Raw genomic sequence first — 20659 nt, 5'->3', positions numbered from 1 at the left:
CTCGATAATACGAGCCCATTTTTGTTTATGATAGAAATTCAACGTCGTCCTGAAGTCGATATTTCCGCTTTACCTGATACCATTCCTCCGCTGCTAAGACGCCTGTATTTATCGCGAGGTGTTACCGATATTGCTCAGCTAGAAAAAACAGCACGCGGCCTTATTTCATACCAACAATTGGCTGGTATCGATGCAGCTGTTGCTTTGCTGTTTGAAGCGATTAAGCAACAAAAACGCATCATCGTTGTGGGTGATTTTGATGCCGATGGCGCGACGAGCTCCGCGTTATCAGTTCTTGCCCTGCGAATGCTAGGCAGTCGAAATGTCGATTATTTGGTGCCAAACCGCTTTGAAGATGGCTATGGTTTGAGCCCTGAAGTAGTGGACCAAGCAATCGAAATTGGCGCTGAAGTGATCATGACCGTTGATAATGGTGTGTCTTCGATTTCTGGCGTGCAATACGCTAAAGACAATGGCTTACAAGTGTTGGTCACCGACCACCATTTACCGGGTGCAGAACTTCCCAATGTGGATGCCATGGTGAACCCAAACCTTAATGAATGCGGCTTTCCTTCTAAGGCATTAGCTGGTGTTGGCGTGGCCTTTTACCTCATGATGGCGCTTTGCGTGTTCATGCGTAAACAAGGTTGGTTTGCCAAGCAAGGTATGGCGGAACCTAAGCTCATGGAGCTCATTGATTTAGTTGCGCTTGGTACAGTCGCAGACGTAGTGCCATTGGATGAAAATAATCGAATTTTGGTGCATCAAGGTTTGCAGCGTATTCGTGCTGGTAAGGCTCGTCCCGGTATACAAGCGTTAATTGAAATCGCCAAACGCGATGCGCGTAAGTTGGTGGCGTCAGACTTTGGTTTTGCGTTAGGGCCAAGAATTAATGCCGCAGGACGACTTGATGATATGTCGTTTGGCGTTGAATTGCTGATGTCCGATAACATTCATGCAGCACGACGTATGGCGAGTGAACTTGATGGTTTGAACCAAACTCGTAAAGACATTGAAGAAGGCATGAAGCAAGAGGCGCTGGCGTTTTGTGAGCGTTTGCAAATCAGTGATAAATCCGAGCTTCCTTACGGCTTAGCCCTGTTTCAGCGAGATTGGCACCAAGGCGTTATTGGAATTCTAGCATCTCGAATTAAAGATAAATTTCATCGACCTGTTATTGCGTTTGCTGATGGCGGAGAAGGAACCATCAAAGGCTCTTGCCGTTCCATCCAAGGATTACATATGCGAGACGCTTTGGATCGAATCGATACGCAAAATCCGGGACTTATCTTGAAGTTTGGTGGGCACGCGATGGCGGCCGGTCTGACTATCATGGAGAAAGACTACGAACGTTTCAGTAAGTTGTTCGATGAAGTGGTTCGTGCTGAGTTAGGGGATACCGCACTAAAAGGCATTATTTTGTCTGATGGCGAGTTAACACCTGAAGAGTTTTCTATGCACACGGCGGAGCAGCTTCGTGCCGGTGGACCTTGGGGTCAAGCGTTCCCCGATCCGTTGTTTGATGGTGAATTTAAAGTGCTCCATCAAAAGCTGGTGGGCGAAAAACACCTAAAACTGATGGTTGAGCCAATGCACAAAGGGTTTGGCACTCATATTATGTTGGATGCAATAGCCTTCAACGTAGATTTACGCCGCTGGCCAGATGCTTCAGTGAAAACGGTTACGTTGGCATATAAATTGGACATTAACGAGTTTCGCGGAAACCAATCGTTACAGTTGATGGTAGACCATATAGAACCTCGCTAGAGCTGGATATTTTAGGTCAAGGAAGTTCGATATTTTTCTGTATCTTCGTCACATTTTTGAGTAGAATTCTTCGGTTAAATTCTACTCATAAATGCTGAGCAAATATGTTTGAAATCAATCCAATTAAAAACCGCCTACAGGATGTGACCGAGCGCACTAATATCCTGAGGGGGTATCTTTGACTATGACGCCAAGAAAGAGCGTCTAGAAGAAGTTAATGCAGAACTAGAGCAACCGGATGTATGGAATGAACCTGAGCGTGCTCAAGCGCTAGGTAAAGAGCGTGCATCACTTGAAGCTGTCGTAGAGACTATCGACCAACTTGACCAAGGTGTTGAGGATGTTGATGGCCTTCTAGAGCTTGCGGTTGAAGAAGAAGACCAAGAAACCTTCGACGAAATTGAACCTGAACTTGCTGAACTGGAAGCCAAGTTGGCTAAGCTTGAGTTCCGTCGTATGTTCTCGGGTGACCATGACGCATCAGATTGCTATATCGACTTGCAATCTGGTTCTGGTGGTACGGAAGCACAAGACTGGACCAACATGATGCTACGCATGTACTTGCGTTGGGCTGAAGCGAAAGGCTTCAAGACCGAAGTGATTGAAGTATCTGAAGGTGAAGTCGCAGGTCTAAAAGGCGCAACAGTAAAGATCTCTGGTGAGTATGCTTATGGCTGGCTTCGTACTGAAACGGGTGTACACCGTTTAGTTCGTAAATCACCTTTTGATTCTAGTGGTCGTCGTCATACTTCATTTGCCTCTGCATTTGTTTATCCTGAGATTGATGACAACATTCAAATCGATATTAACCCTTCTGATCTTCGTATTGACGTATACCGCGCTTCGGGCGCAGGTGGTCAGCACGTCAACACGACAGAATCTGCGGTACGTATTACTCACGTTCCAACCAATATCGTAGTGCAGTGTCAGAATGACCGTTCTCAGCACAAGAACAAAGACCAGGCGATGAAACAGCTTCGCGCAAAACTGTTCGAATTTGAACTTCAAAAGCAAAATGCTGAGAAGCAAGCGAACGAAGATGCGAAATCTGACATCGGCTGGGGTAGCCAAATTCGTTCGTACGTTTTAGATGACTCACGCATCAAAGACTTACGTACAGGTGTCGAAAATCGTAACACTCAAGCAGTACTTGATGGCGATCTAGACAAGTTTATCGAAGCTAGCCTTAAATCAGGCCTTTAAGCTTTTCACCAATTTAAAACGGGATACATCGAAAATGACTGATGATGTTCAAAATGAAAACCTACAAGAAGAAAACAAGCTGATTGCTGAGCGCCGCGCTAAATTGGAACAAATCCGAAAGAGCTGCAAGGCGAACGGACATCCGAACGATTTCCGTCGTGATGCGCTTGCTGGTGATCTGCAAAAAGAATTTGGTGAAAAGAGCAAGGAAGAGCTGGAAGCACTAAACCATGTAGTGTCAATTGCTGGCCGTATCATGGCGAAACGTGGTCCATTCCTTGTGATTCAAGAAACTTCTGGTCGTATTCAAGCGTATGCTGCAAAAGACGTTCAGAAAGAACTTAAAGAAAAATACCAAGGTCTAGATATCGGTGACATCATCGGTGTGAAAGGCGCGCTTCACAAATCAGGTAAAGGCGATCTTTACGTAAACATGGAAGAGTATGAGTTGCTAACTAAAGCACTTCGTCCACTTCCTGAGAAGTTCCACGGTCTGACTGACCAAGAGATGCGCTACCGTCAGCGTTATGTTGACCTGATCGTAAACGAAGATTCTCGCCAAGCGTTTATTGTACGTTCTAAGCTTGTGTCATCGATTCGTAACTTCATGAGCTCGAAAGGTTACCTAGAAGTTGAAACGCCAATGATGCACGTGATCCCAGGCGGTGCGACGGCTCGCCCATTCATCACGCACCATAATGCACTGGATATCGACATGTACCTACGTGTTGCGCCTGAGCTATACCTTAAGCGTCTAGTGGTTGGCGGTTTTGATCGCGTATTCGAGATCAACCGTAACTTCCGTAACGAAGGTCTTTCTCCTCGTCACAACCCAGAATTCACAATGATGGAATTCTACCAAGCTTACGCAGACTACAAAGATTTGATGGATCTTACTGAAGAAATGCTGAGCACAGTTGCGATGGATGTTCTAGGTTCGACTTCAATGCCTTACGGTGATGAGACGGTAGAATTTGGTGGTAAATATGCTCGTATGAGCATGTTTGATGCGATCAAACACTACAACCCTGAGCATGAGCAAATTCAAGCGCTAACAGAAGAAGACCTAACTAATCGTGAGCTTATGGTTTCTATCGCGAAATCAGTACACGTTGAAGTGGAAACGTTCTGGACATGTGGTCAGCTTCTAGAGGAAATCTTTGGTGAAACGGCAGAACCAAAACTGATTCAGCCAACCTTCATCACGGGTTACCCAGCGGATATTTCTCCATTGGCTCGTCGTAGCGATGATAATCCATTCTTCACAGACCGTTTCGAGTTCTTTATCGGTGGTCGTGAAGTAGCTAACGGTTTCTCTGAGCTTAACGATGCAGAAGACCAAGACGCTCGCTTTAAAGCACAAGTTGATGCAAAAGACGCTGGTGATGATGAAGCTATGTATTACGATGCAGACTACATTACAGCGCTAGAGCACGGTCTACCGCCAACAGCAGGTCAAGGTATTGGTATTGACCGTCTGGCAATGCTGTTTACTAACACTCACACGATTCGTGACGTGATTCTGTTCCCAGCAATGCGTCCACAGCAATAAGCTGAAACGGTGACTCATTCTTACAAAGCCTCTCATTGAGAGGCTTTTTTCATGCCATATTTCTAAAAATGTTTATAGAAAAGTCATAAATCGTGCACTAGTCTTAATTATGAGACAGTAGCGATTGTGTTAATTGCGATAGTTCTATTTGATAGCTATGACGAATTCAATAGAATTAACAAGTTGAATCTAAAAGCAATAATAAGGAATGATGTAATGGGAACCGAGTTTCGGATGGATTCTATCCCCGGCTCTTTAGTCGTAGTGGGTGGAACCTATGAGCCATGGCTATCTGTATTGGAGCAGGCTGGATGGCGATGCACGCAATGTTCCGACTTGCGAAAAGCCGATGCCTTGTTTTCAGAAATAGGCCCTTGTATTGGGATTGTAGACTTAACGAGGGATGATTTTAGCCTTAATGGCATTGCGAAACTTGTAAGTACACACAAGCAAGTTCGTTGGATTGCGTTTATCCGTGAGTCGCAGCTGAGTTCGGATACTATTTGCCAATTTATAGTTAATTTCTGTATTGATTTTTTCACTACGCCTATTCCTGATTCCCGTTTAATGAGCACGATAGGTCACCAGTTAGGAATGCTAAAACTGGAACAAAAAGTGTGGCCTCATAATGGAAATGACAATGACCTTGGTTTGGTTGGTCAGTCATTACCAGTGAGACGGTTGCGTGATCAAATTAGACGTATCGGCCCCACCGATGTCAGTATAATGATTCATGGCGAAGTTGGATCTGGCAAGGAGTCAGTAGCTAAAGCCATTCATCGCTGTTCTGCGCGTTCTCAAAAACCCTTCATCGCCGTCAACTGCCGAGCATTTTCCGACGCGCGTTTTGAAAATGAATTCTTTGGCATGCATGATGCCGACCGAGCATCGCTTTTAGATCAAGCCTCGGGCGGAACCATTGTTCTAAATGACATTTTTACCTTACCTCCCAAACAGCAACTTAACCTGCTTAAGTTTTATCAAGATGGTCAAATAGAGACGGCAAAGGGCATCAAAGAATTTGATGTGCGTATTTTAGCAGCGGATACATCAGATATTGAAAAAGCACTAGGCGATGGCATGTTCAACGAAGAGCTATTCCATTGCATAAATGTTCTTCGTATCAATGTACCAAGCCTTAAAGAGCGTGCGACGGACATTGGTTTGCTGGTCAGTCACCATATCGGTCAGTTTGCTAAAGAGTTTAATTCTCCAGTCAAATCTATCGATGATGATGCTCTGAAAACGCTGACGTATTACCATTGGCCTGGAAATGTGAAAGAGCTGATGAATCAGGTGAAACGTGCGGTGCTGATGACGGAAGAAGAAGTGCTGACTAAAAAGCATTTTGAGCTGCCCGGTACTTTCTCTGGCAAGCGCAGCTTGAAGAGTATTCGAGAACGTTCTGAGCGTGATGCGTTGATCTTAGTGCTAGATAGCCACAATGGACAAGTTACACTAGCTGCCAAAGAGTTGGGCATTTCTAGGGCGACGATGTATCGTTTGCTCAATAAGCATAATTTGATTACTGAAGAGACGGTGTAGTCGTTGTTCATGATTAAAAAAAGGCGCGGTCGCGCCTTTTTTAGTTTCTGTCGGGATATTTGGTATTACTGTTAATTAAGTGATGTGAATCGAAAGATTACAGAGTCATACAATATCTAGTTGTTTTATTTGGAAATAAAACGAATCACTAACACAAGCTATTTCTACAGTTCAATACATTGGGTATAAGTTATTACAACGGAATATATTGAAATATTCCTTTGTTTTTTACATTTCTTGTTACATGTCTGTTGAAATTATCATCAATTTGCATAAGAATTACCCCTGAGCACTACGCTCAACCTTTCAAATTTATTTCGGATTATTAAGTGAGTATGGAGGCACAGAAAATGATGAATCGTATTTCTTTTATCAATATTTGTGCTGGCCGTTTTACTCATGCGGATCGAATCGCGACTGATCTATCTACTGCAATGGCAGCGGATAAACCGTCAATCGATACAGCACACGCTTAATTAGTCCGTAACCTCAAGAGGCTGCGGAAATAGCAGTCAACTGAGGAATCACAATATTTCTCCTTATATCCTGACCGCTATTTCTCTCCTCAAATTATTTCTAGGAGAAAACTATGCGTACTTCAATTTACTTAACTGTTGCAACTTGGCTTATTAAAGCAGACATCCAAAAAGAAGAGCGTGAGTGGAGACGACGTTACCGTCGCAATGCACACCACTTGCCACTTCACAATGAGCACTTGTTAAAGGACATTGGTTTGGATAGACATGGCCGTCCACTTGGTCAAGTTGCTCCACCTCACATTGTAGCGAAACGTAAAGCTCGTCACCTTCGTCGAGAATTACACTCTAGAATCGCTACGTAAAAAAAGGGCAGGTCGCTTATCGCGACCTGCCCATACTGTGTGAAAAACCTATTTAGGGGCATGGGTTAGAATATTTAGCCCCTATTTCTTGAAGTCCATTCAAGAGTTCATCAGAGAGTTCTACATCGATGCTGTTTATGTTGCTTTCTAGCTGCTTAAGATTGGTTGCACCAATAATATTAGAAGCGACAAATGGACGTTGATTAACAAATGCCAATGCCATCTGAGCGGGGTCTAGGTTATGCTCGCGAGCTAGGTCCACATATGCTTGTGTTGCTTCAATGCCTTGTGGAGTAAAGTAACGGACAAATCGCTCAAATAGACTGCAACGCGCTCCCTCTGGACGTTGCCCATTGAGATATTTTCCGCTCAAACAGCCGAAAGCGAGTGGTGAGTAAGCGAGTAATTCCACACCTTCGTGGTGGCTAATTTCAGAAAGGCCGACTTCAAAGCTACGGTTGAGTAGGTTGTAAGGGTTTTGAATCGAGACTATTCTTGGCAAATCATGTTTTTCGGCCAGTTTAAGTAGCGTCATAACTCCCCAAGGCGTTTCATTAGAGACTCCGATATAGCGTATTTTTCCAGCTTTGATGAGTTCGTTTAGTGCCTCTAATGTTTCGATTAGTGTAACTTCTTCATTTCCTTCAGGGTAAGGGTAGTTTAGTTGTCCAAAACAATTGGTTTTTCTTTGTGGCCAGTGCAATTGGTATAAATCGATATAATCGGTTTTTAAACGGCTTAAACTATCGTCTACTGCTAAATGTATATTACGTCTATCTAGACTCATATTGTCGCGGATATAAGGAATATTTCGCGGTCCAGCGACTTTAGTCGCTAACACTACTTTTTGTCTTTTATCTGAATGCGAAAGCCAATCGCCAATATATTGTTCAGTTTTTCCTTGAGTCTTAGCACTTGGAGGAACGGGATACATCTCTGCAGTATCAATAAAATTAACACCGCGTTCTAGAGCAAAATCGAGCTGACTGAATGCTTCCTGCTTGGTGTTTTGCTCACCAAACGTCATTGTCCCTAAAGCTATCTTGCTGATTTCTAGCGAAGAGTGCGGGAGGTTATGATATTTCATTGAGCCTTCCTTGTTTGTTGTTGTTTTTATCCACTATACCTCGTTTTGGTAAAAGATCTGCTTGTTTAGTACCTAATGCGATTATTTTTACTAAACTGACTTTTATCAGTAACGCATTATCCACAAAAATAGTAAGGGGGTGGAATATGCAAAAACATCAGCTCGATCGTTGGCTACATGGGTATCACAAAGACACTTATAAACAACCCAAAGTTTTTGTGATTGGTTGTGCTGATATTTCACACTATCTGTTAGCAGTGGAATACAAACATAAATTAGAACCAATTAAACAAGATGATGAGCCAATTCATTTTGAGTCGTTGGACTCGGTGAAAGAGGAGTTGCATCGATTAGGTATCGAAAAAGCGTACCTTAGGTTGCATAACGCTTACGATGAATGTGGCAGTGCAGAAATGAATCGTTATTGTGATATCGAACTAAAACTTCATTAACTGGTTCGAAAATCTTCTGTTTAGACAAAGTACTGTTCAAGTATATGAGCAGTAAAGCGTGCTCTGAGGTAGAAACCTCGGGGCAGGGTACGTATTTTTTGTCCTGACGTACCGTAAGCTTCTGTTTTCACACGGCTATTGGCTGCTTTAGGGCGAATTTGTAACACCTCGCCGGTATGGGCCGTGATCTGATTGATTTGACCTAATGAAATAAGCTCCATCAATTCTTCCCAATCATTTTTCAACATGGTTTCTTCCTCTGGAGATGGGCTCCAGATTAGTGGAGAGCCAACATGTCGCTCTGCAACGGGGATCTCTCGTTCACCCTCAACCGGTAGCCAAAGGACACGAGACAGCTTATTGCGTATATGGCTAGTTTCCCACGTTACTCCATGAATGCCGGTAAGCGGTGCAACACAAACGAAAGTTGATTCTAAGGGCTTGCCGGTATGGCTAATAGGGAGGCTCTTGAGCTCAATACCAATGTCGGGAAAGTCTTGAACTGGCTTACTACCGGCCTTTGCACCTAAGTGCCACTCAAGTAGTTGTCCTACCCAACCTTTATCGCGCTTAAGATTATCTGGTACACACATGCCTGCCTGTGCAGCGAGTTCGCCAAATGTTAATCCTGCGATATCACGAGCGCGTTGTAATAGTTCTGTTTCGGAGGTCGGAGTTGGTTTCATAAATACGTTGCAGGTTAATTTAGGCCCAATAGGGAGCTAACTATTCTATCATGGCGATGAAGAATTTATCGGTATAAAAAAAGATCAGTCTGTTTGAGATTTGATCTATTCATGACTTATCCACAGAAAATTTATTCTCTAAGTTGAATTTGCCATGTACTGTATGAATAATCAGTATTTTAACGCGGATTAACACTTGATAAATCGAGGTTTGTTTGAAACTCGACAGTTTCAGTGTGGATAAAATAGCCATAGGTTGATCTTTGACCGATCTGAGTGTGTGTATTTATTTGTAGTAAATTAGAGACTTTTACTTGATTGATTTGATTTTAAGTTTATGAAAATTATAAGTTTAATGTTCTCGCGTCGATCTTGGAAAAATTCGGCTTGGTAGAAAAAGAACCAAAAACTCGTAAAGATCATAGATTCTTCACATGGTTATTCACAGAAAAGGTGAATAAATGTGGGCTGGGTCTCATTGTTGTGTTGATAACTAAGGCTTTGCGCGAAACTTATCCAGTATGGCAGCATTTAATGGTAATTGTTCAAATTTACGGGCGACTAAGTTTGCTCAACTTGGGGATATGTGGAAAAATCAGGGTAATGAAAATTTAATTGAGGTTGGCCAGTGATAGATGGCGATGGTTACCGACTTAATGTTGGTATTGTGATTTGTAACAACCATGGTCAGGTCTTCTGGGCTAAGCGATACGGACAACATTCATGGCAGTTTCCTCAGGGCGGCATTGACGATGGTGAATCCCCTGAGCAAGCCATGTATCGAGAACTTTATGAAGAGGTGGGATTAACCAAGAACGACGTCAAAATCGTTGCAGTTAGTCGCCATTGGCTGAGATATAAGTTACCCAAGCGATTAGTACGCTGGGATTCGAAGCCAGTCTGTATTGGGCAAAAACAGAAATGGTTTTTACTGCGTTTAGATTGTGATGAATCTAAGATCAACATGCAGCGTGGTAATACCCCTGAATTTGATGGTTGGCGCTGGGTAAGTTATTGGTATCCAGTCAGGCAAGTGGTTTCTTTTAAACGGGATGTGTATCGACGTGCGATGAAAGAGTTTGCATCATTGGCAATGCCGTTTAAGGAACGTAAATTTAAAGGCAAGAGAAAGCATCGAAGAGGGTAAGTATGCTATCGCAACTAAGGGATATAGTTGAGCACGTTTCAAAGGTTGAAGATGTGCACGCCGCCCTCGAAATTCTTGTTCAACAAACTTGTGCAGCTATGCATACTGAATGCTGCACAATTTATTTGGCAAATAACGATAAACAGCGTTTGGAGTTAATGGCTACACAGGGCCTGACCTTCAAGGGCGACACTATCCATATCGATTTTAACGAAGGTCTAGTCGGCCTCGTAAAACGAACTGCCGAACCGATTAACTTGGCAGAAGCTGCCAAACATCCCGCATTTAAATTCTTCCCAGAACTTGGAGAAGATATCTACCATTCTTTCCTCGGTACACCGATTATTCATCGTAAACAGGTCCTTGGCGTTTTGGTTATCCAGCAAAAAACGTCGCGTCAGTTTAGCGAGATGGAAGAGTCTTTCTTAGTCACACTCGCAGCTCAGATAGCGGTTTTGATAGCACATGCAACTGCACAAGGGCATGGCTTCTTTGACGATAATAAAACGGCGGTGATTAAAGGGATTGGGGCATCATCGGGAGTAGCTATTGGCCCAATCTGGTGGGACAACACTCAACCTGACTTAAGCAATGTATTTCCAGCTTCCGCGTTGGATATTGCGCGTGAACACGAAACGTTATCGGTCGCCATCGAAAATGCATTGGCTGACTTTAAGCGCATGCGTAAGAAGTTGGATCTTGAATTAAATAAAGATGCACTAGCAATATTTGATCTGTTCACTCACTTACTAAATGATCCTATGCTGCGCAATGATTTAAAAGCGCAGATACAAAAAGGCGATCGAGCAGACTGGGCTTTGCGCCAAGTAGTAGAAAGTTATGCGAACCGTTTTGCCAAGATGTCTGATGTATACATGCGCGAGCGTGCTCAAGATGTCAAAGAACTTGGCCAACGTTTGCTGTTTTTCTTGCACAATACTGAGCAGCCTATTCATGAGTTCAACGAGCCTGTTATTCTTGTTGTGCGTGAACTTACTGCGTCCATTCTCGCTTCAGTACCCAAGGAACAGCTACTAGCTGTGGTGTCTCTTGAGGGGGCGGCGAACTCTCATGCGGCTATCTTATCCCGGGCGATGGGAATTCCTGCCGTTATGGGAGTGAACACTAACCCTGAGCTCCTAAGTGGCAAGGTTGGTATTGTTGATGGGTATAGCGGTGAGATTTTCCCTGATCCTAGTAATGAATTACTACTTGAATACCAAGAGTTAGTGACAGAAGAGACTGAGTTGTCTCGAATGGTTGAACAAACCGTTGATCTTGAAGCAAGTACAAATGATGGTAAACGCATCCAAATTATGCTGAATGCTGGCCTTAGCGCTGATACTAGTATTTCTTTGAATAGGAATGTCGATGGTGTGGGGTTATATCGAACCGAAATTTCCTTCTTGCTTCAGCAGCAGTTCCCTTCGGAAGAAGAACAGGTGCATCAGTATCGTTCGGTGCTCGGTGCTTATCCGACGAAGCGTGTTGTGATGCGTACGCTTGATATCGGCGGCGACAAGCCTTTGCCTTATCTACCTATTGATGAAGACAATCCTTTCTTAGGTTGGCGCGGTATCCGCTTTACTCTCGATCATCCTGATATTTTCTTGATTCAGTTGCGCGCTATGCTTCGTGCGAGCGAGGGATTAGATAACTTAAGCATTCTTTTGCCTATGGTGTCGTCGGTACAAGAACTTGACGGAGCGACGGCGCTTATTGAGCAAGCTTATCAAGAAGTATCCGCAGAACATCCGAAGGTAAAACGCCCGGAAATTGGCGTTATGATCGAAGTACCTTCTATGCTGTATCTCTTACCATTTATGGCACAGAAGGTGGATTTTGTATCGGTTGGAACGAACGACTTAACGCAATATTTATTGGCTGTTGACCGCAACAACGCTCAGGTGGCCGATATTTACGAAACCCTGCATCCTTCCGTATTGGCGGCAATGAAACATATTTTTGAAACTTGTCAGTCGTATCATCTTCCTGTTTGCATTTGTGGTGAGCTGGCGGGTGACCCTATTGGTGCATTGCTGCTGGTGGGGCTTGGTTACGATACTTTAAGTATGAACACGTCGAACGTCGCGAAAGTGAAGTACTTACTCAGACAAACCTCACAGCAGGAGCTTAAATTACTTGCTGACAAAGCATTGATGCAACCGTATGGTGAAACCATTTATAATCAAATGCGTGATTACTTTGAGGATAAAGGACTAGCTGGCTTCATCCGTGCCGGTAAGTCTTAAACCAACCCTTTTGGAATACATGTGAACTACGAACTGATCTTATTACTACTGTGTCTTGGCGCAGTAGTCGGCACTATGTCCGGGTTGCTCGGCATTGGTGGGGGACTTATTGTTGTCCCAGCGCTGGCTTTCATCCTACCTAAATTTGGTATCGCGAGTGATATGGTTATGCATATTGCACTGGCGACTTCCTTAGCCTCTATCATTATTACATCAGGCTCTTCGGCAGTTAACCATCTTAAACTGGGTAACGTTGATTTGTTTGTTATTAAATGGCTTATGCCCGGCGTGGTGATTGGCGGATTTGCGGGCTCCAATGTCGCAGAGTGGATTCCTTCTCACTATCTACCGAAGGTGTTTGCTGTCATTGTACTGCTTCTAGCAATTCAGATGTTTTTGTCTATCAAATCGCAAGTGACGCGTAATCTCCCTAGTCCTTTTATCACAACATGTTGTGGCGCGGGAATCGGTATGGTATCGAGCTTAGCGGGGATTGGTGGGGGATCAATGTCGGTTCCTTTTCTTAGTAAACATGGCGTTGAGATGAGAAAAGCGGTAGGCTCTTCGTCAGTATGTGGTTGCGTGATCGCGATCGCAGGTATGATTGGCTTTATTATGCATGGCGCTAAAGTACAAGGGCTACCGGAATACAGTATCGGCTATGTCTACTTGCCGGCTTTACTGTCCATTGCTGCTACCTCAATGTTAACAACGAAATTTGGTGCAAAATTGGCGACAACTATGCCAACACCGAAACTAAAGAAGATTTTTGCAGTCTTCTTATTATTCGTTGCATTTTCAATGATGTTTTAATCTCAATACTCAAACCTGATAAGTGAGCGTTTTATGTCTCAGGGATATATCCAGTTTCCTAATATCGACCCAGTTCTTGTTGAATTAGGTCCCATTTCTATTCGTTGGTACGGCTTGATGTATCTTGTCGGCTTTGCATTCGCGATGTGGTTAGCTAATCGTAGAGCCGACAAGCCAAACTCAGGATGGACGCGCGAGCAAGTATCAGATCTGTTGTTTGCAGGTTTCTTAGGGGTGGTGCTAGGTGGCCGCATAGGATACGTCCTATTTTATGGTTTTGATGAACTGCTACGTGACCCGCTCTACTTGTTCAAAGTATGGACCGGTGGTATGTCGTTCCATGGTGGCTTGTTAGGCGTTATTACCGCTATGTTCTGGTATGGCAGAAAGAACGGACGCACGTTTTTTAATGTCGCAGACTTCATCGCGCCTCTTGTTCCTTTTGGTCTAGGTATGGGGCGTCTAGGTAACTTTATGAACAGTGAGCTTTGGGGACGAGTGACTGATGTGCCATGGGCGATCATCTTCCCTAATGGTGGACCTTTTCCACGTCACCCGTCTCAACTGTACGAATTTGCCTTAGAGGGTGTTGTACTGTTCCTAATTTTGAATTGGTTTATCAAGAAACCTCGCCCAGAAGGGGCTGTGTCAGGTTTATTCCTTCTGGGTTATGGTACATTTAGATTCTTGGTCGAGTTCGTACGTGAACCGGATGCACAATTAGGACTGTTTGGTGGCTTTATTTCTATGGGCCAAATCTTGTCTTCACCAATGATTATCCTTGGTGCACTAATGATTGCATGGGCATACAAAGTCAACGGACCGAAACTACAAAAAGTATCAAAGTAATAGGAATTGTCGTGAAGCAGTATTTAGACTTATGTCAGCGAATCGTTGACGAAGGTGTTTGGATTGAAAATGAGCGTACGGGTAAACGTTGTTTAACCGTAATCAACGCAGATCTGACCTATGATGTCGCCAACAACGCATTTCCTCTAGTTACTACAAGAAAGAGCTTTTGGAAAGCAGCCGTAGCTGAGCTATTGGGATATATTCGTGGCTACGATAACGCGGAAGACTTTCGCAAGTTAGGAACCAAAACATGGGATGCTAACGCGAACTTAAATGAAGCGTGGCTGAACAATCCTTACCGTAAAGGTGAAGATGATATGGGCCGTGTCTATGGTGTGCAGGGCCGTGCATGGGCTAAGCCAGATGGTGGTCATATAGATCAACTTCGTAAGATTGTGGATGACTTAAGCAAAGGGATCGATGATCGTGGTGAGATCTTAAACTTCTACAACCCAGGCGAGTTTCATATGGGGTGTTTGCGCCCATGCATGTACAGTCATCACTTTTCGCTATTAGGTGATACGCTGTATTTGAACAGTACGCAACGTTCGTGTGACGTACCGCTTGGTTTAAACTTCAATATGGTTCAAGTCTATGTGTTCTTAGCGATTATGGCTCAGATTACCGGTAAAAAACCGGGACAAGCATTTCATAAGATCGTTAATGCGCATATTTATGAAGACCAATTGGAGTTGATGCGAGATGTTCAGCTAAAACGTGAACCGCTGGCGGCTCCGACGTTCCGTATCAACCCAAAGATTAAGACGCTTGAAGATTTAGAAACCTGGGTGACGCTTGATGACTTTGAAGTAGAAGGTTACGAGTGCCACGAGCCTATTCGCTATCCATTTTCTGTCTGAGAATAAGGCCGAGTATTGCTCGGCCTTATTTTTTAACGAGAGCTACCAGTTAATTTTCTCTCTTTCACTAAAGAATCCCGCTGTTGGTCCATCGGCATCTAGCGTTGCTAACCAAATGGCTGTATCTGCACCTTCTTTAGGGGACTTTAATCGAATATGTTCACCATAATCAGGCAGCTCATCCAAATTCATTCCTGAATCAACCCATCCAGGACAGTAAGAATTTACTTTAATTCCAAATGGCTCTAGCTCTTTTGCAAACAATACTGTGTTGGCATTTACACCAATCTTCGAGGATTGATAGGCTGCGCATACATCGTCTTTAATCGGCGAGGCCATGTCAGAAAGTTGAGCAAGTTGACCTGCTTGACTGGAGACATTGACTATTCTGGCTTGAGAAGACTTTTTGAGGAGTGGTGTTAGAGCACGAGTCAGTAAGAAAGGGCCAATCTGGTTGACCTCAATCACTCGGCGGTAGGTATCCTCATCTATAAGAGAAGGATGTCTACCAAGATCGACTAAGATAGCTGCATTATTAACGAGTACATCAAGACGACCAAACTGCTCTTCTATCTTATTAGCAACCGCAGGAAAGACCGATGACATGGCAAGGTCCAATTTAAGATGGGAGGCGGTATAGCCTTTCTGGCGAAAATCATTAACTAATGCTGAGCAGGATTGAATGTCGGCCATGATGACATGAAAGCCTTGTTCCATTAATAACTCAGAGGTGGCTAAGCCGATACCCTGATATGCACCGGTGACTAAGGCAATTTTCTGCATGATTGACCTTTTTGTTGACTACATTTAGGCCAGTCTATCGATGGGGCTATCAAAAGGGGAGTAACAAGGGGAATGTTACTCTGTCCCATACGTTATGCTGTCAATGGTAATGCTTAGTCGTAATAGGCATCCTCGATAATTTCTTCTTCAACGATTTCTTCTTCAATAATCTCTTCTTCTACAACGACATCCGTCGCCACTTCACAGGCTCCTTCATCGTATGCACCGTCGATGGTTCCCGCCACTGCGCCAGCACCGCCACCAATAGCTGCTCCAGCAGCAGCGCCGGAACCACCATCTACAATACCGCCAACGACTGCGCCAGTAATCGCCCCGTCGACTGCACCATCAATAGCGCCTTCAGCGGTTTGGTCACAGTAATAGGCATAACTCGGTGAAGATAATATTAGAGCTAGGGCAAAGAACTTGAGTTTCATGGTTTATTTCTCGATTGATGAGTTTGCCTATTAGCCTAAGTGATTGAACTGGTTATTATAAGTAACATCTCGTCAAACCTTGGTTAGTTTAGAGTGTGTTTATTGTTGAGAGTAATTAACAGAAGGGAACGGATTTTCCTCACTGATAGTATCGTTAATAAATCCAGAAAAGGAGTTATAAGGTACTTGCGAGATAGTAAATAAGTCACTCATACTTGAGCTAAAAGAACCTGTGGAGACGGAACATGCGATTACTAGGGATGGCGTTGAGTCTTATATTAATAGGATGCAGCGGTGCGCCCAACGAAATCAAAGTTGCTGATGAGAAGTTATTGATTGAGTTTAATCAAGCGGTAAAAGAGGCGACACCGTATGTCGGCCAGCCAGCTAGATGGGGTGGAGTGATTGCAAATTTGACCAATTTAACCCCTAACACCAGTGAGCTACAAATTAGTCAATTTGCATTGGACTCAAAAGGTCGTCCTGATGATACTCAACAGGGCAGTCAACGATTTGTCGTCAATGTCGATAGGTTCTTAGACCCTGAGGTGTTTACTCAAGGTAAATCAATGACATTTGTTGGTGTTATAGAAGGCATGACTTCAATTACGGTTGGGCAACAGGAGCTTAAGGTTCCGGTATTAAAAGCTTCAAACTACTATCTTTGGACTGAAGATAAACGCATTAAAACTTATTATGTTGGTGACCCATATTATAACTACTATTACGACAGCTATTATTACTGGGATGATATCGATGACGCCGATTTGATCGAGCACTATGATGACTTTGATTATGACTACGGTGATTTCTAGATAGTAAAAGGCCCAGCTAAATGTAGCTGGGCCTTTTTTTTTAGTAGAGCTTAGCGTCTGTCTATGCTGTTAGCGCTAGAATAGTGCCTGGAATAACAACAAAGATAGAAGCGAGGTAACCAGCGACGACGGCTTTGTTCTTGATAGCCATGTCCGAGATATAGTCTGCACCTTTCACTGGCAGTTCTCTCAAGAATGGAATACCGAAGATAAAGACGGTTGCCATGATATTAAATACCAGGTGCACCAGCGCGATTTGCAATGCGAATACTGCGTATTCTCCAGAAACTGCTGTCGCTGCTAATAAGCCAGTGATACACGTACCGATATTAGCACCTAGTGTAAATGGGTAAACATCACGAACTTTCAGCGCACCTGAGCCAACGAGAGGCACCATTAAGCTGGTCGTTGTTGATGAAGATTGCACAAGAATCGTAACGATAGAGCCTGATGCGATACCATGTAGCGGACCACGACCAATAGCGTTTTTCAAAATTTCACGTGCACGGCCAACCATCAAGCTCTTCATTAGCTTACCCATAACAGTAATCGCCACGAAGATAGTTGCAATACCAAGAACAATCAGTAGTACGCCACCTGTTACGCTGCCAAATGAGCTTAATGGCTCCTGAATCGCACTTACTACAGGCTTGGTGATTGGCTTGATGAAGTTCAGGCCTTTCATGCTCATGTCACCTGTTGCTAGCATTGGTGATACAAGCCAGCTAGAGATTTTGTCTAGAATGCCAAACATCATCTCCAATGGAAGGAAGATAGCAACGGCTAGCAGGTTAAAGAAGTCATGGATCGTTGCACTTGCAAAGGCACGTTTAAACTCAGTGTTACAACGAACGTGACCCAAACTTACTAGTGTATTGGTAACCGTAGTACCAATGTTTGCACCCATGATCATAGGGATTGCTGTCGTTACAGGTAAACCACCAGCAACCAAACCAACAATAATCGAAGTGACGGTACTAGAAGACTGAATTAGTGCAGTAGCAACTAGACCAATCATTAACCCAGCTACAGGGTGTGAGGCAAATTCAAATAGTACTTTTGCATGTTCACCTGTTGCCATTTTAAAGCCACTACCCACCATTGAAACAGCAAGTAGCAATAAATAAAGCATGAACGCCAAGTTAGCCCAGCGTAACCAACGCGTCGTATTCGACATTGGAGTCGCAGCTGTTGTTGCTTGGTTCATCATAGTTTTCTCCATTTGGCCGTGTAATTCGTAAGTTGGCCTGTTGTTGAATCTGAGGCGATATTAGATCTCAAATATTACAGAAATATGACGTTTCTATTTCTGTGTTAATTAACTGCGATGTTTGCTTGGTTTTTGTATTTGTTGGTATTTTTTGTTTGTGTAAGTTATTGATTTTTTAAGACTGTTTTCTTTGGGAGAAAAAGAGATTAATTTGCCGTCATCAATGAATAAATTCGATTTAGAGCGAGTATTATGATGCTTATATGACAGTGAGGTGGCTAATGTGACAATGTAATTTTCGGAAAAATCATCGAATTTTAATTGTAACGTAAGTTTTATCGAATATTGTCGCTTGAGGCAGATTTTGCTATAAATGAAACACACTCATTTTAGGCGATATCGCATGTCACACCTTAACTATAATCACCTCTATTATTTCTGGATGGTCTGCAAACAGGGTTCAGTTACGAAAGCTGCCGATGCGTTATTTTTAACGCCTCAAACAGTAACAGGGCAGATTAAAGCATTAGAAGAGAGAATGGACGGTAAGCTCACTAAGCGAAATGGACGTAGCGTTGAGCCAACTGAGTTAGGGCAGTTGGTATATAAGTATGCTGACCGCATGTTTGGTTTAAGCTATGAAATGTTGGATATCGTAAACTATAGCCAGCGTTCGAATGTACTGTTCGATGTTGGTGTGGCCGATGCTCTTTCTAAACGTCTGGTCAGTAAAATATTGATGACCACTATCCCGCCAGACAACAGTATTCATCTACGCTGTTTTGAATCCACTCACGAAATGTTGCTGGAACAATTGGCTCAGCATAAATTGGATATGATCCTATCGGACTGTCCTGTGGATTCAAGTCAAAGTCCTGGTTTGTTTAGTAAGAAGTTAGGTGAAAGCCGCATGAGTTTCTTTACGTCGGGCTATATCGATAATGTGAGTTTCCCTGAGATTCTTGAACAAAGACGTTTGCTGATACCCGGTAGTCGTACCTCGATGGGACGTAAAGTACTGCAGTGGTTTGATCAACAGGGTATTCAACCGAATATTCTTGGTGAATTTGATGATGTCGCATTGATGAAAGCCTTCTCAATGTATAAAGAGGATGTCATTTTTCTTGCTCCAAGTATTTACATGTCAGAGATGAGAGACAAACGCCACCTTCAACTGATCGGCGATATTGAAGATCTGAAAGAAGAATATTACGTTATTTTTGCTGAGCGAATGATTCAACATCCGGCGGTAAAGAGTGTTTGTGAGGCAGATTTCACCGATTTGTTAGCGTTCTAAGATTCGTGTTAGGTAACAAATTGGTAAAGAGAAATACACTATTTTAAACAAAGCGCTACTAACAACATTTTTATCCATGTAAAATGTGATGAGATTTATGGATTTATTACGAGAAAGATGGTTAGTGTCTAAGTGATAAAGAAGTAAATAAAGACGGATAAAATATAGAGGTAAAGTATGAACTTGCAGGAGATGGAAAAAAACGCATCACAAGCGGTAGTTCTCCTTAAGGCGATGGCTAATGAGAGACGCCTGCAAATTCTGTGCATGCTCCACAATACAGAGTTATCAGTAGGGGAATTGTGTACTCGATTAGAACTCAGTCAGTCAGCATTGTCACAGCATTTGGCCTGGCTGCGTCGAGATGGCTTAGTGTCGACGAGAAAAGAAGCGCAAACGGTCTACTACACATTAAGTAGTAAAGAAGTTCGTCAGTTGATTGAACTATTACACGGCCTTTATTGCAGCTCAGAATAGTGTGATTTACAGATACAAAAAAACCGGCATTAGCCGGTTTTTTTAACACAATACAAAGTCTAAATTATAGAGCTTTGATTGCAGCAGAGAAGCGTGCCTTGTGACGAGCTGCTTTATTCTTATGAATAAGGCCTTTAGTCGCCATGCGGTCAAGGATTGGAGTAACTTCTGCAAATGCTGAAGTTGCTGCTTCTTTATCGCCAGCTGCGATAGCTGCGATTGTTTTCTTCATGTAAGTGCGCATCATAGAGCGACGGCTAGCGTTGTGCTGACGACGTTTCTCAGCTTGGATAGCGCGCTTCTTAGCAGATTTACTGTTTGCCAAGGGTCTAACTCCCAAAAACTTAGTTCGGTGACAATTTAAGGGCGAGGAATATCCCTCATTTGCGCTTAATTGTCAAATGATTTGTGCAAAAACCCGACGATACAAAACAACTTTTGATATCTGTGGGCTATCGCGGTTAAGATGGCGGGGATTCTAACAGTATTTTTCGACCAATGCTAATACTAATCCTCTCTTCAATAACAAACGCTATTGAATCCGATAAATAGCAGGCATTGGCTAGGTAATTCAGAGGTTATT

Annotated in this window: 21 protein-coding genes; 15 read left to right on the top strand and 6 right to left on the bottom strand. The window is 43.2% G+C overall.

Annotation, left to right across the window (positions count from 1 at the left end; all coding sequences use genetic code 11):
• Nucleotides 1-27 precede the first annotated feature (27 nt).
• From recJ to L2W36_RS01185, 6 genes are all read left to right on the top strand, one after another.
• On the top strand, nt 28-1767 hold the full coding sequence (gene recJ / locus L2W36_RS01205) for a single-stranded-DNA-specific exonuclease RecJ (RefSeq protein WP_236109134.1): 1740 nt from the start codon (nt 28-30) through the stop codon (nt 1765-1767).
• A 104-nt stretch (nt 1768-1871) separates the two neighbouring features.
• Nucleotides 1872-2970, top strand: a protein-coding gene (prfB, locus tag L2W36_RS01200) for a peptide chain release factor 2 (protein WP_096441785.1) whose coding sequence is annotated in 2 segments (ribosomal slippage) — nt 1872-1946 and nt 1948-2970 — 1098 coding nt in all. Because the reading frame shifts where the segments join, the coding sequence is not laid out codon by codon here.
• A gap of 34 nt (nt 2971-3004) precedes the next feature.
• Nucleotides 3005-4522: a lysine--tRNA ligase gene (gene lysS, locus L2W36_RS01195; RefSeq protein ID WP_006075403.1), complete on the top strand. Its 1518-nt coding sequence runs from the start codon at nt 3005-3007 to the stop codon at nt 4520-4522.
• Nucleotides 4523-4738: 216 nt separating this feature from the next.
• The gene (locus L2W36_RS01190) at nt 4739-6067 is read left to right on the top strand and encodes a sigma-54-dependent transcriptional regulator (protein ID WP_006075402.1); all 1329 of its coding nucleotides are present in this window, start codon (nt 4739-4741) and stop codon (nt 6065-6067) included.
• 350 nt (nt 6068-6417) lie between these two features.
• Nucleotides 6418-6543 (top strand): hypothetical protein, encoded by a 126-nt coding sequence (locus L2W36_RS27270; RefSeq protein ID WP_256200709.1) that lies wholly within the window; start codon nt 6418-6420, stop codon nt 6541-6543.
• A 113-nt stretch (nt 6544-6656) separates the two neighbouring features.
• Nucleotides 6657-6908 carry a DUF1127 domain-containing protein gene (locus tag L2W36_RS01185; protein WP_236109133.1) on the top strand — a complete coding sequence of 84 codons (252 nt, stop codon included), beginning with the start codon at nt 6657-6659 and terminating at the stop codon, nt 6906-6908.
• Between the two features lie 52 nt (nt 6909-6960).
• On the opposite strand, the gene L2W36_RS01180 is transcribed toward L2W36_RS01185, so the two are convergent.
• A complete protein-coding gene (locus L2W36_RS01180; protein ID WP_236109132.1) occupies nt 6961-7995 on the bottom strand; it encodes an NADP(H)-dependent aldo-keto reductase in 1035 nt (344 codons plus the stop codon).
• A gap of 146 nt (nt 7996-8141) precedes the next feature.
• Here L2W36_RS01180 and L2W36_RS01175 point away from each other — a divergent pair, with 146 nt between their 5' ends.
• Entirely contained in the window at nt 8142-8447 is a 306-nt protein-coding gene (locus L2W36_RS01175) for a DUF6482 family protein (protein ID WP_006075661.1), read from the top strand.
• Nucleotides 8448-8467: 20 nt separating this feature from the next.
• Here the strand turns inward: L2W36_RS01175 and mutH are convergent, their stop codons facing one another.
• Nucleotides 8468-9133, bottom strand: coding sequence for a DNA mismatch repair endonuclease MutH (gene mutH, locus L2W36_RS01170; protein WP_031493629.1), 666 nt, complete (start codon nt 9131-9133; stop codon nt 8468-8470).
• A 628-nt stretch (nt 9134-9761) separates the two neighbouring features.
• Between mutH and rppH the strand changes: the two genes are divergently transcribed.
• From rppH to L2W36_RS01145, 5 genes are read left to right on the top strand one after another with little or no spacing between them, the layout of a single operon-like run.
• Entirely contained in the window at nt 9762-10280 is a 519-nt protein-coding gene (gene rppH, locus L2W36_RS01165; protein ID WP_038225527.1) for an RNA pyrophosphohydrolase, read from the top strand.
• 2 nt (nt 10281-10282) lie between these two features.
• On the top strand, nt 10283-12532 hold the full coding sequence (ptsP, locus tag L2W36_RS01160; protein ID WP_236109131.1) for a phosphoenolpyruvate--protein phosphotransferase: 2250 nt from the start codon (nt 10283-10285) through the stop codon (nt 12530-12532).
• 21 nt (nt 12533-12553) lie between these two features.
• A complete protein-coding gene (locus L2W36_RS01155) occupies nt 12554-13345 on the top strand; it encodes a sulfite exporter TauE/SafE family protein (RefSeq protein ID WP_006075641.1) in 792 nt (263 codons plus the stop codon).
• Nucleotides 13346-13378: 33 nt separating this feature from the next.
• On the top strand, nt 13379-14194 hold the full coding sequence (gene lgt / locus L2W36_RS01150) for a prolipoprotein diacylglyceryl transferase (RefSeq protein WP_006075640.1): 816 nt from the start codon (nt 13379-13381) through the stop codon (nt 14192-14194).
• An 11-nt stretch (nt 14195-14205) separates the two neighbouring features.
• On the top strand, nt 14206-15057 hold the full coding sequence (locus tag L2W36_RS01145) for a thymidylate synthase (RefSeq protein ID WP_006075639.1): 852 nt from the start codon (nt 14206-14208) through the stop codon (nt 15055-15057).
• 42 nt (nt 15058-15099) lie between these two features.
• Here the strand turns inward: L2W36_RS01145 and L2W36_RS01140 are convergent, their stop codons facing one another.
• Nucleotides 15100-15840 carry an SDR family NAD(P)-dependent oxidoreductase gene (locus L2W36_RS01140; RefSeq protein ID WP_006075638.1) on the bottom strand — a complete coding sequence of 247 codons (741 nt, stop codon included), beginning with the start codon at nt 15838-15840 and terminating at the stop codon, nt 15100-15102.
• Between the two features lie 113 nt (nt 15841-15953).
• Nucleotides 15954-16277, bottom strand: a complete 324-nt coding sequence (locus tag L2W36_RS01135) for a hypothetical protein (protein ID WP_006075637.1) — start codon at nt 16275-16277, stop codon at nt 15954-15956.
• A gap of 245 nt (nt 16278-16522) precedes the next feature.
• On the opposite strand from L2W36_RS01135, the gene L2W36_RS01130 reads away from it, so the two are divergent.
• Entirely contained in the window at nt 16523-17092 is a 570-nt protein-coding gene (locus tag L2W36_RS01130) for a Slp family lipoprotein (protein WP_006075636.1), read from the top strand.
• A 61-nt stretch (nt 17093-17153) separates the two neighbouring features.
• On the opposite strand, the gene L2W36_RS01125 is transcribed toward L2W36_RS01130, so the two are convergent.
• Nucleotides 17154-18299 carry a Na/Pi symporter gene (locus L2W36_RS01125; RefSeq protein ID WP_031493676.1) on the bottom strand — a complete coding sequence of 382 codons (1146 nt, stop codon included), beginning with the start codon at nt 18297-18299 and terminating at the stop codon, nt 17154-17156.
• Nucleotides 18300-18705: 406 nt separating this feature from the next.
• Here L2W36_RS01125 and nhaR point away from each other — a divergent pair, with 406 nt between their 5' ends.
• Both nhaR and L2W36_RS01115 read left to right on the top strand, forming a co-directional pair.
• Complete coding sequence (gene nhaR, locus L2W36_RS01120; protein WP_006075376.1) at nt 18706-19599, top strand: transcriptional activator NhaR; 894 nt, start codon at nt 18706-18708, stop codon at nt 19597-19599.
• Nucleotides 19600-19776: 177 nt separating this feature from the next.
• Complete coding sequence (locus L2W36_RS01115) at nt 19777-20076, top strand: ArsR/SmtB family transcription factor (protein ID WP_006075375.1); 300 nt, start codon at nt 19777-19779, stop codon at nt 20074-20076.
• A 64-nt stretch (nt 20077-20140) separates the two neighbouring features.
• Here the strand turns inward: L2W36_RS01115 and rpsT are convergent, their stop codons facing one another.
• Nucleotides 20141-20401, bottom strand: coding sequence for a 30S ribosomal protein S20 (rpsT, locus tag L2W36_RS01110; protein WP_031493675.1), 261 nt, complete (start codon nt 20399-20401; stop codon nt 20141-20143).
• Nucleotides 20402-20659 lie beyond the last annotated feature (258 nt).

Origin of the sequence: Vibrio sp. McD22-P3 (genome assembly GCF_021568915.1) — a bacterium.
Classification (GTDB): domain Bacteria; phylum Pseudomonadota; class Gammaproteobacteria; order Enterobacterales; family Vibrionaceae; genus Vibrio; species Vibrio mediterranei.
Note: the sequence above shows the minus strand (reverse complement) of the source record. Positions and strands in the feature narration are given on the sequence as shown.

What these genes read in the sequence shown, in the direction of transcription:
- recJ (WP_236109134.1), top strand. Translation starts at nt 28, where the DNA reads ATGATAGAAATTCAACGTCGTCCTGAAGTCGATATTTCCGCTTTACCT.
- lysS (WP_006075403.1), top strand. Translation starts at nt 3,005, where the DNA reads ATGACTGATGATGTTCAAAATGAAAACCTACAAGAAGAAAACAAGCTG.
- L2W36_RS01190 (WP_006075402.1), top strand. Translation starts at nt 4,739, where the DNA reads ATGGGAACCGAGTTTCGGATGGATTCTATCCCCGGCTCTTTAGTCGTA.
- L2W36_RS27270 (WP_256200709.1), top strand. Translation starts at nt 6,418, where the DNA reads ATGATGAATCGTATTTCTTTTATCAATATTTGTGCTGGCCGTTTTACT.
- L2W36_RS01185 (WP_236109133.1), top strand. Translation starts at nt 6,657, where the DNA reads ATGCGTACTTCAATTTACTTAACTGTTGCAACTTGGCTTATTAAAGCA.
- L2W36_RS01180 (WP_236109132.1), bottom strand. Translation starts at nt 7,995, where the DNA reads ATGAAATATCATAACCTCCCGCACTCTTCGCTAGAAATCAGCAAGATA.
- L2W36_RS01175 (WP_006075661.1), top strand. Translation starts at nt 8,142, where the DNA reads ATGCAAAAACATCAGCTCGATCGTTGGCTACATGGGTATCACAAAGAC.
- mutH (WP_031493629.1), bottom strand. Translation starts at nt 9,133, where the DNA reads ATGAAACCAACTCCGACCTCCGAAACAGAACTATTACAACGCGCTCGT.
- ptsP (WP_236109131.1), top strand. Translation starts at nt 10,283, where the DNA reads ATGCTATCGCAACTAAGGGATATAGTTGAGCACGTTTCAAAGGTTGAA.
- lgt (WP_006075640.1), top strand. Translation starts at nt 13,379, where the DNA reads ATGTCTCAGGGATATATCCAGTTTCCTAATATCGACCCAGTTCTTGTT.
- L2W36_RS01140 (WP_006075638.1), bottom strand. Translation starts at nt 15,840, where the DNA reads ATGCAGAAAATTGCCTTAGTCACCGGTGCATATCAGGGTATCGGCTTA.
- L2W36_RS01135 (WP_006075637.1), bottom strand. Translation starts at nt 16,277, where the DNA reads ATGAAACTCAAGTTCTTTGCCCTAGCTCTAATATTATCTTCACCGAGT.
- L2W36_RS01130 (WP_006075636.1), top strand. Translation starts at nt 16,523, where the DNA reads ATGCGATTACTAGGGATGGCGTTGAGTCTTATATTAATAGGATGCAGC.
- L2W36_RS01125 (WP_031493676.1), bottom strand. Translation starts at nt 18,299, where the DNA reads ATGAACCAAGCAACAACAGCTGCGACTCCAATGTCGAATACGACGCGT.
- nhaR (WP_006075376.1), top strand. Translation starts at nt 18,706, where the DNA reads ATGTCACACCTTAACTATAATCACCTCTATTATTTCTGGATGGTCTGC.
- L2W36_RS01115 (WP_006075375.1), top strand. Translation starts at nt 19,777, where the DNA reads ATGAACTTGCAGGAGATGGAAAAAAACGCATCACAAGCGGTAGTTCTC.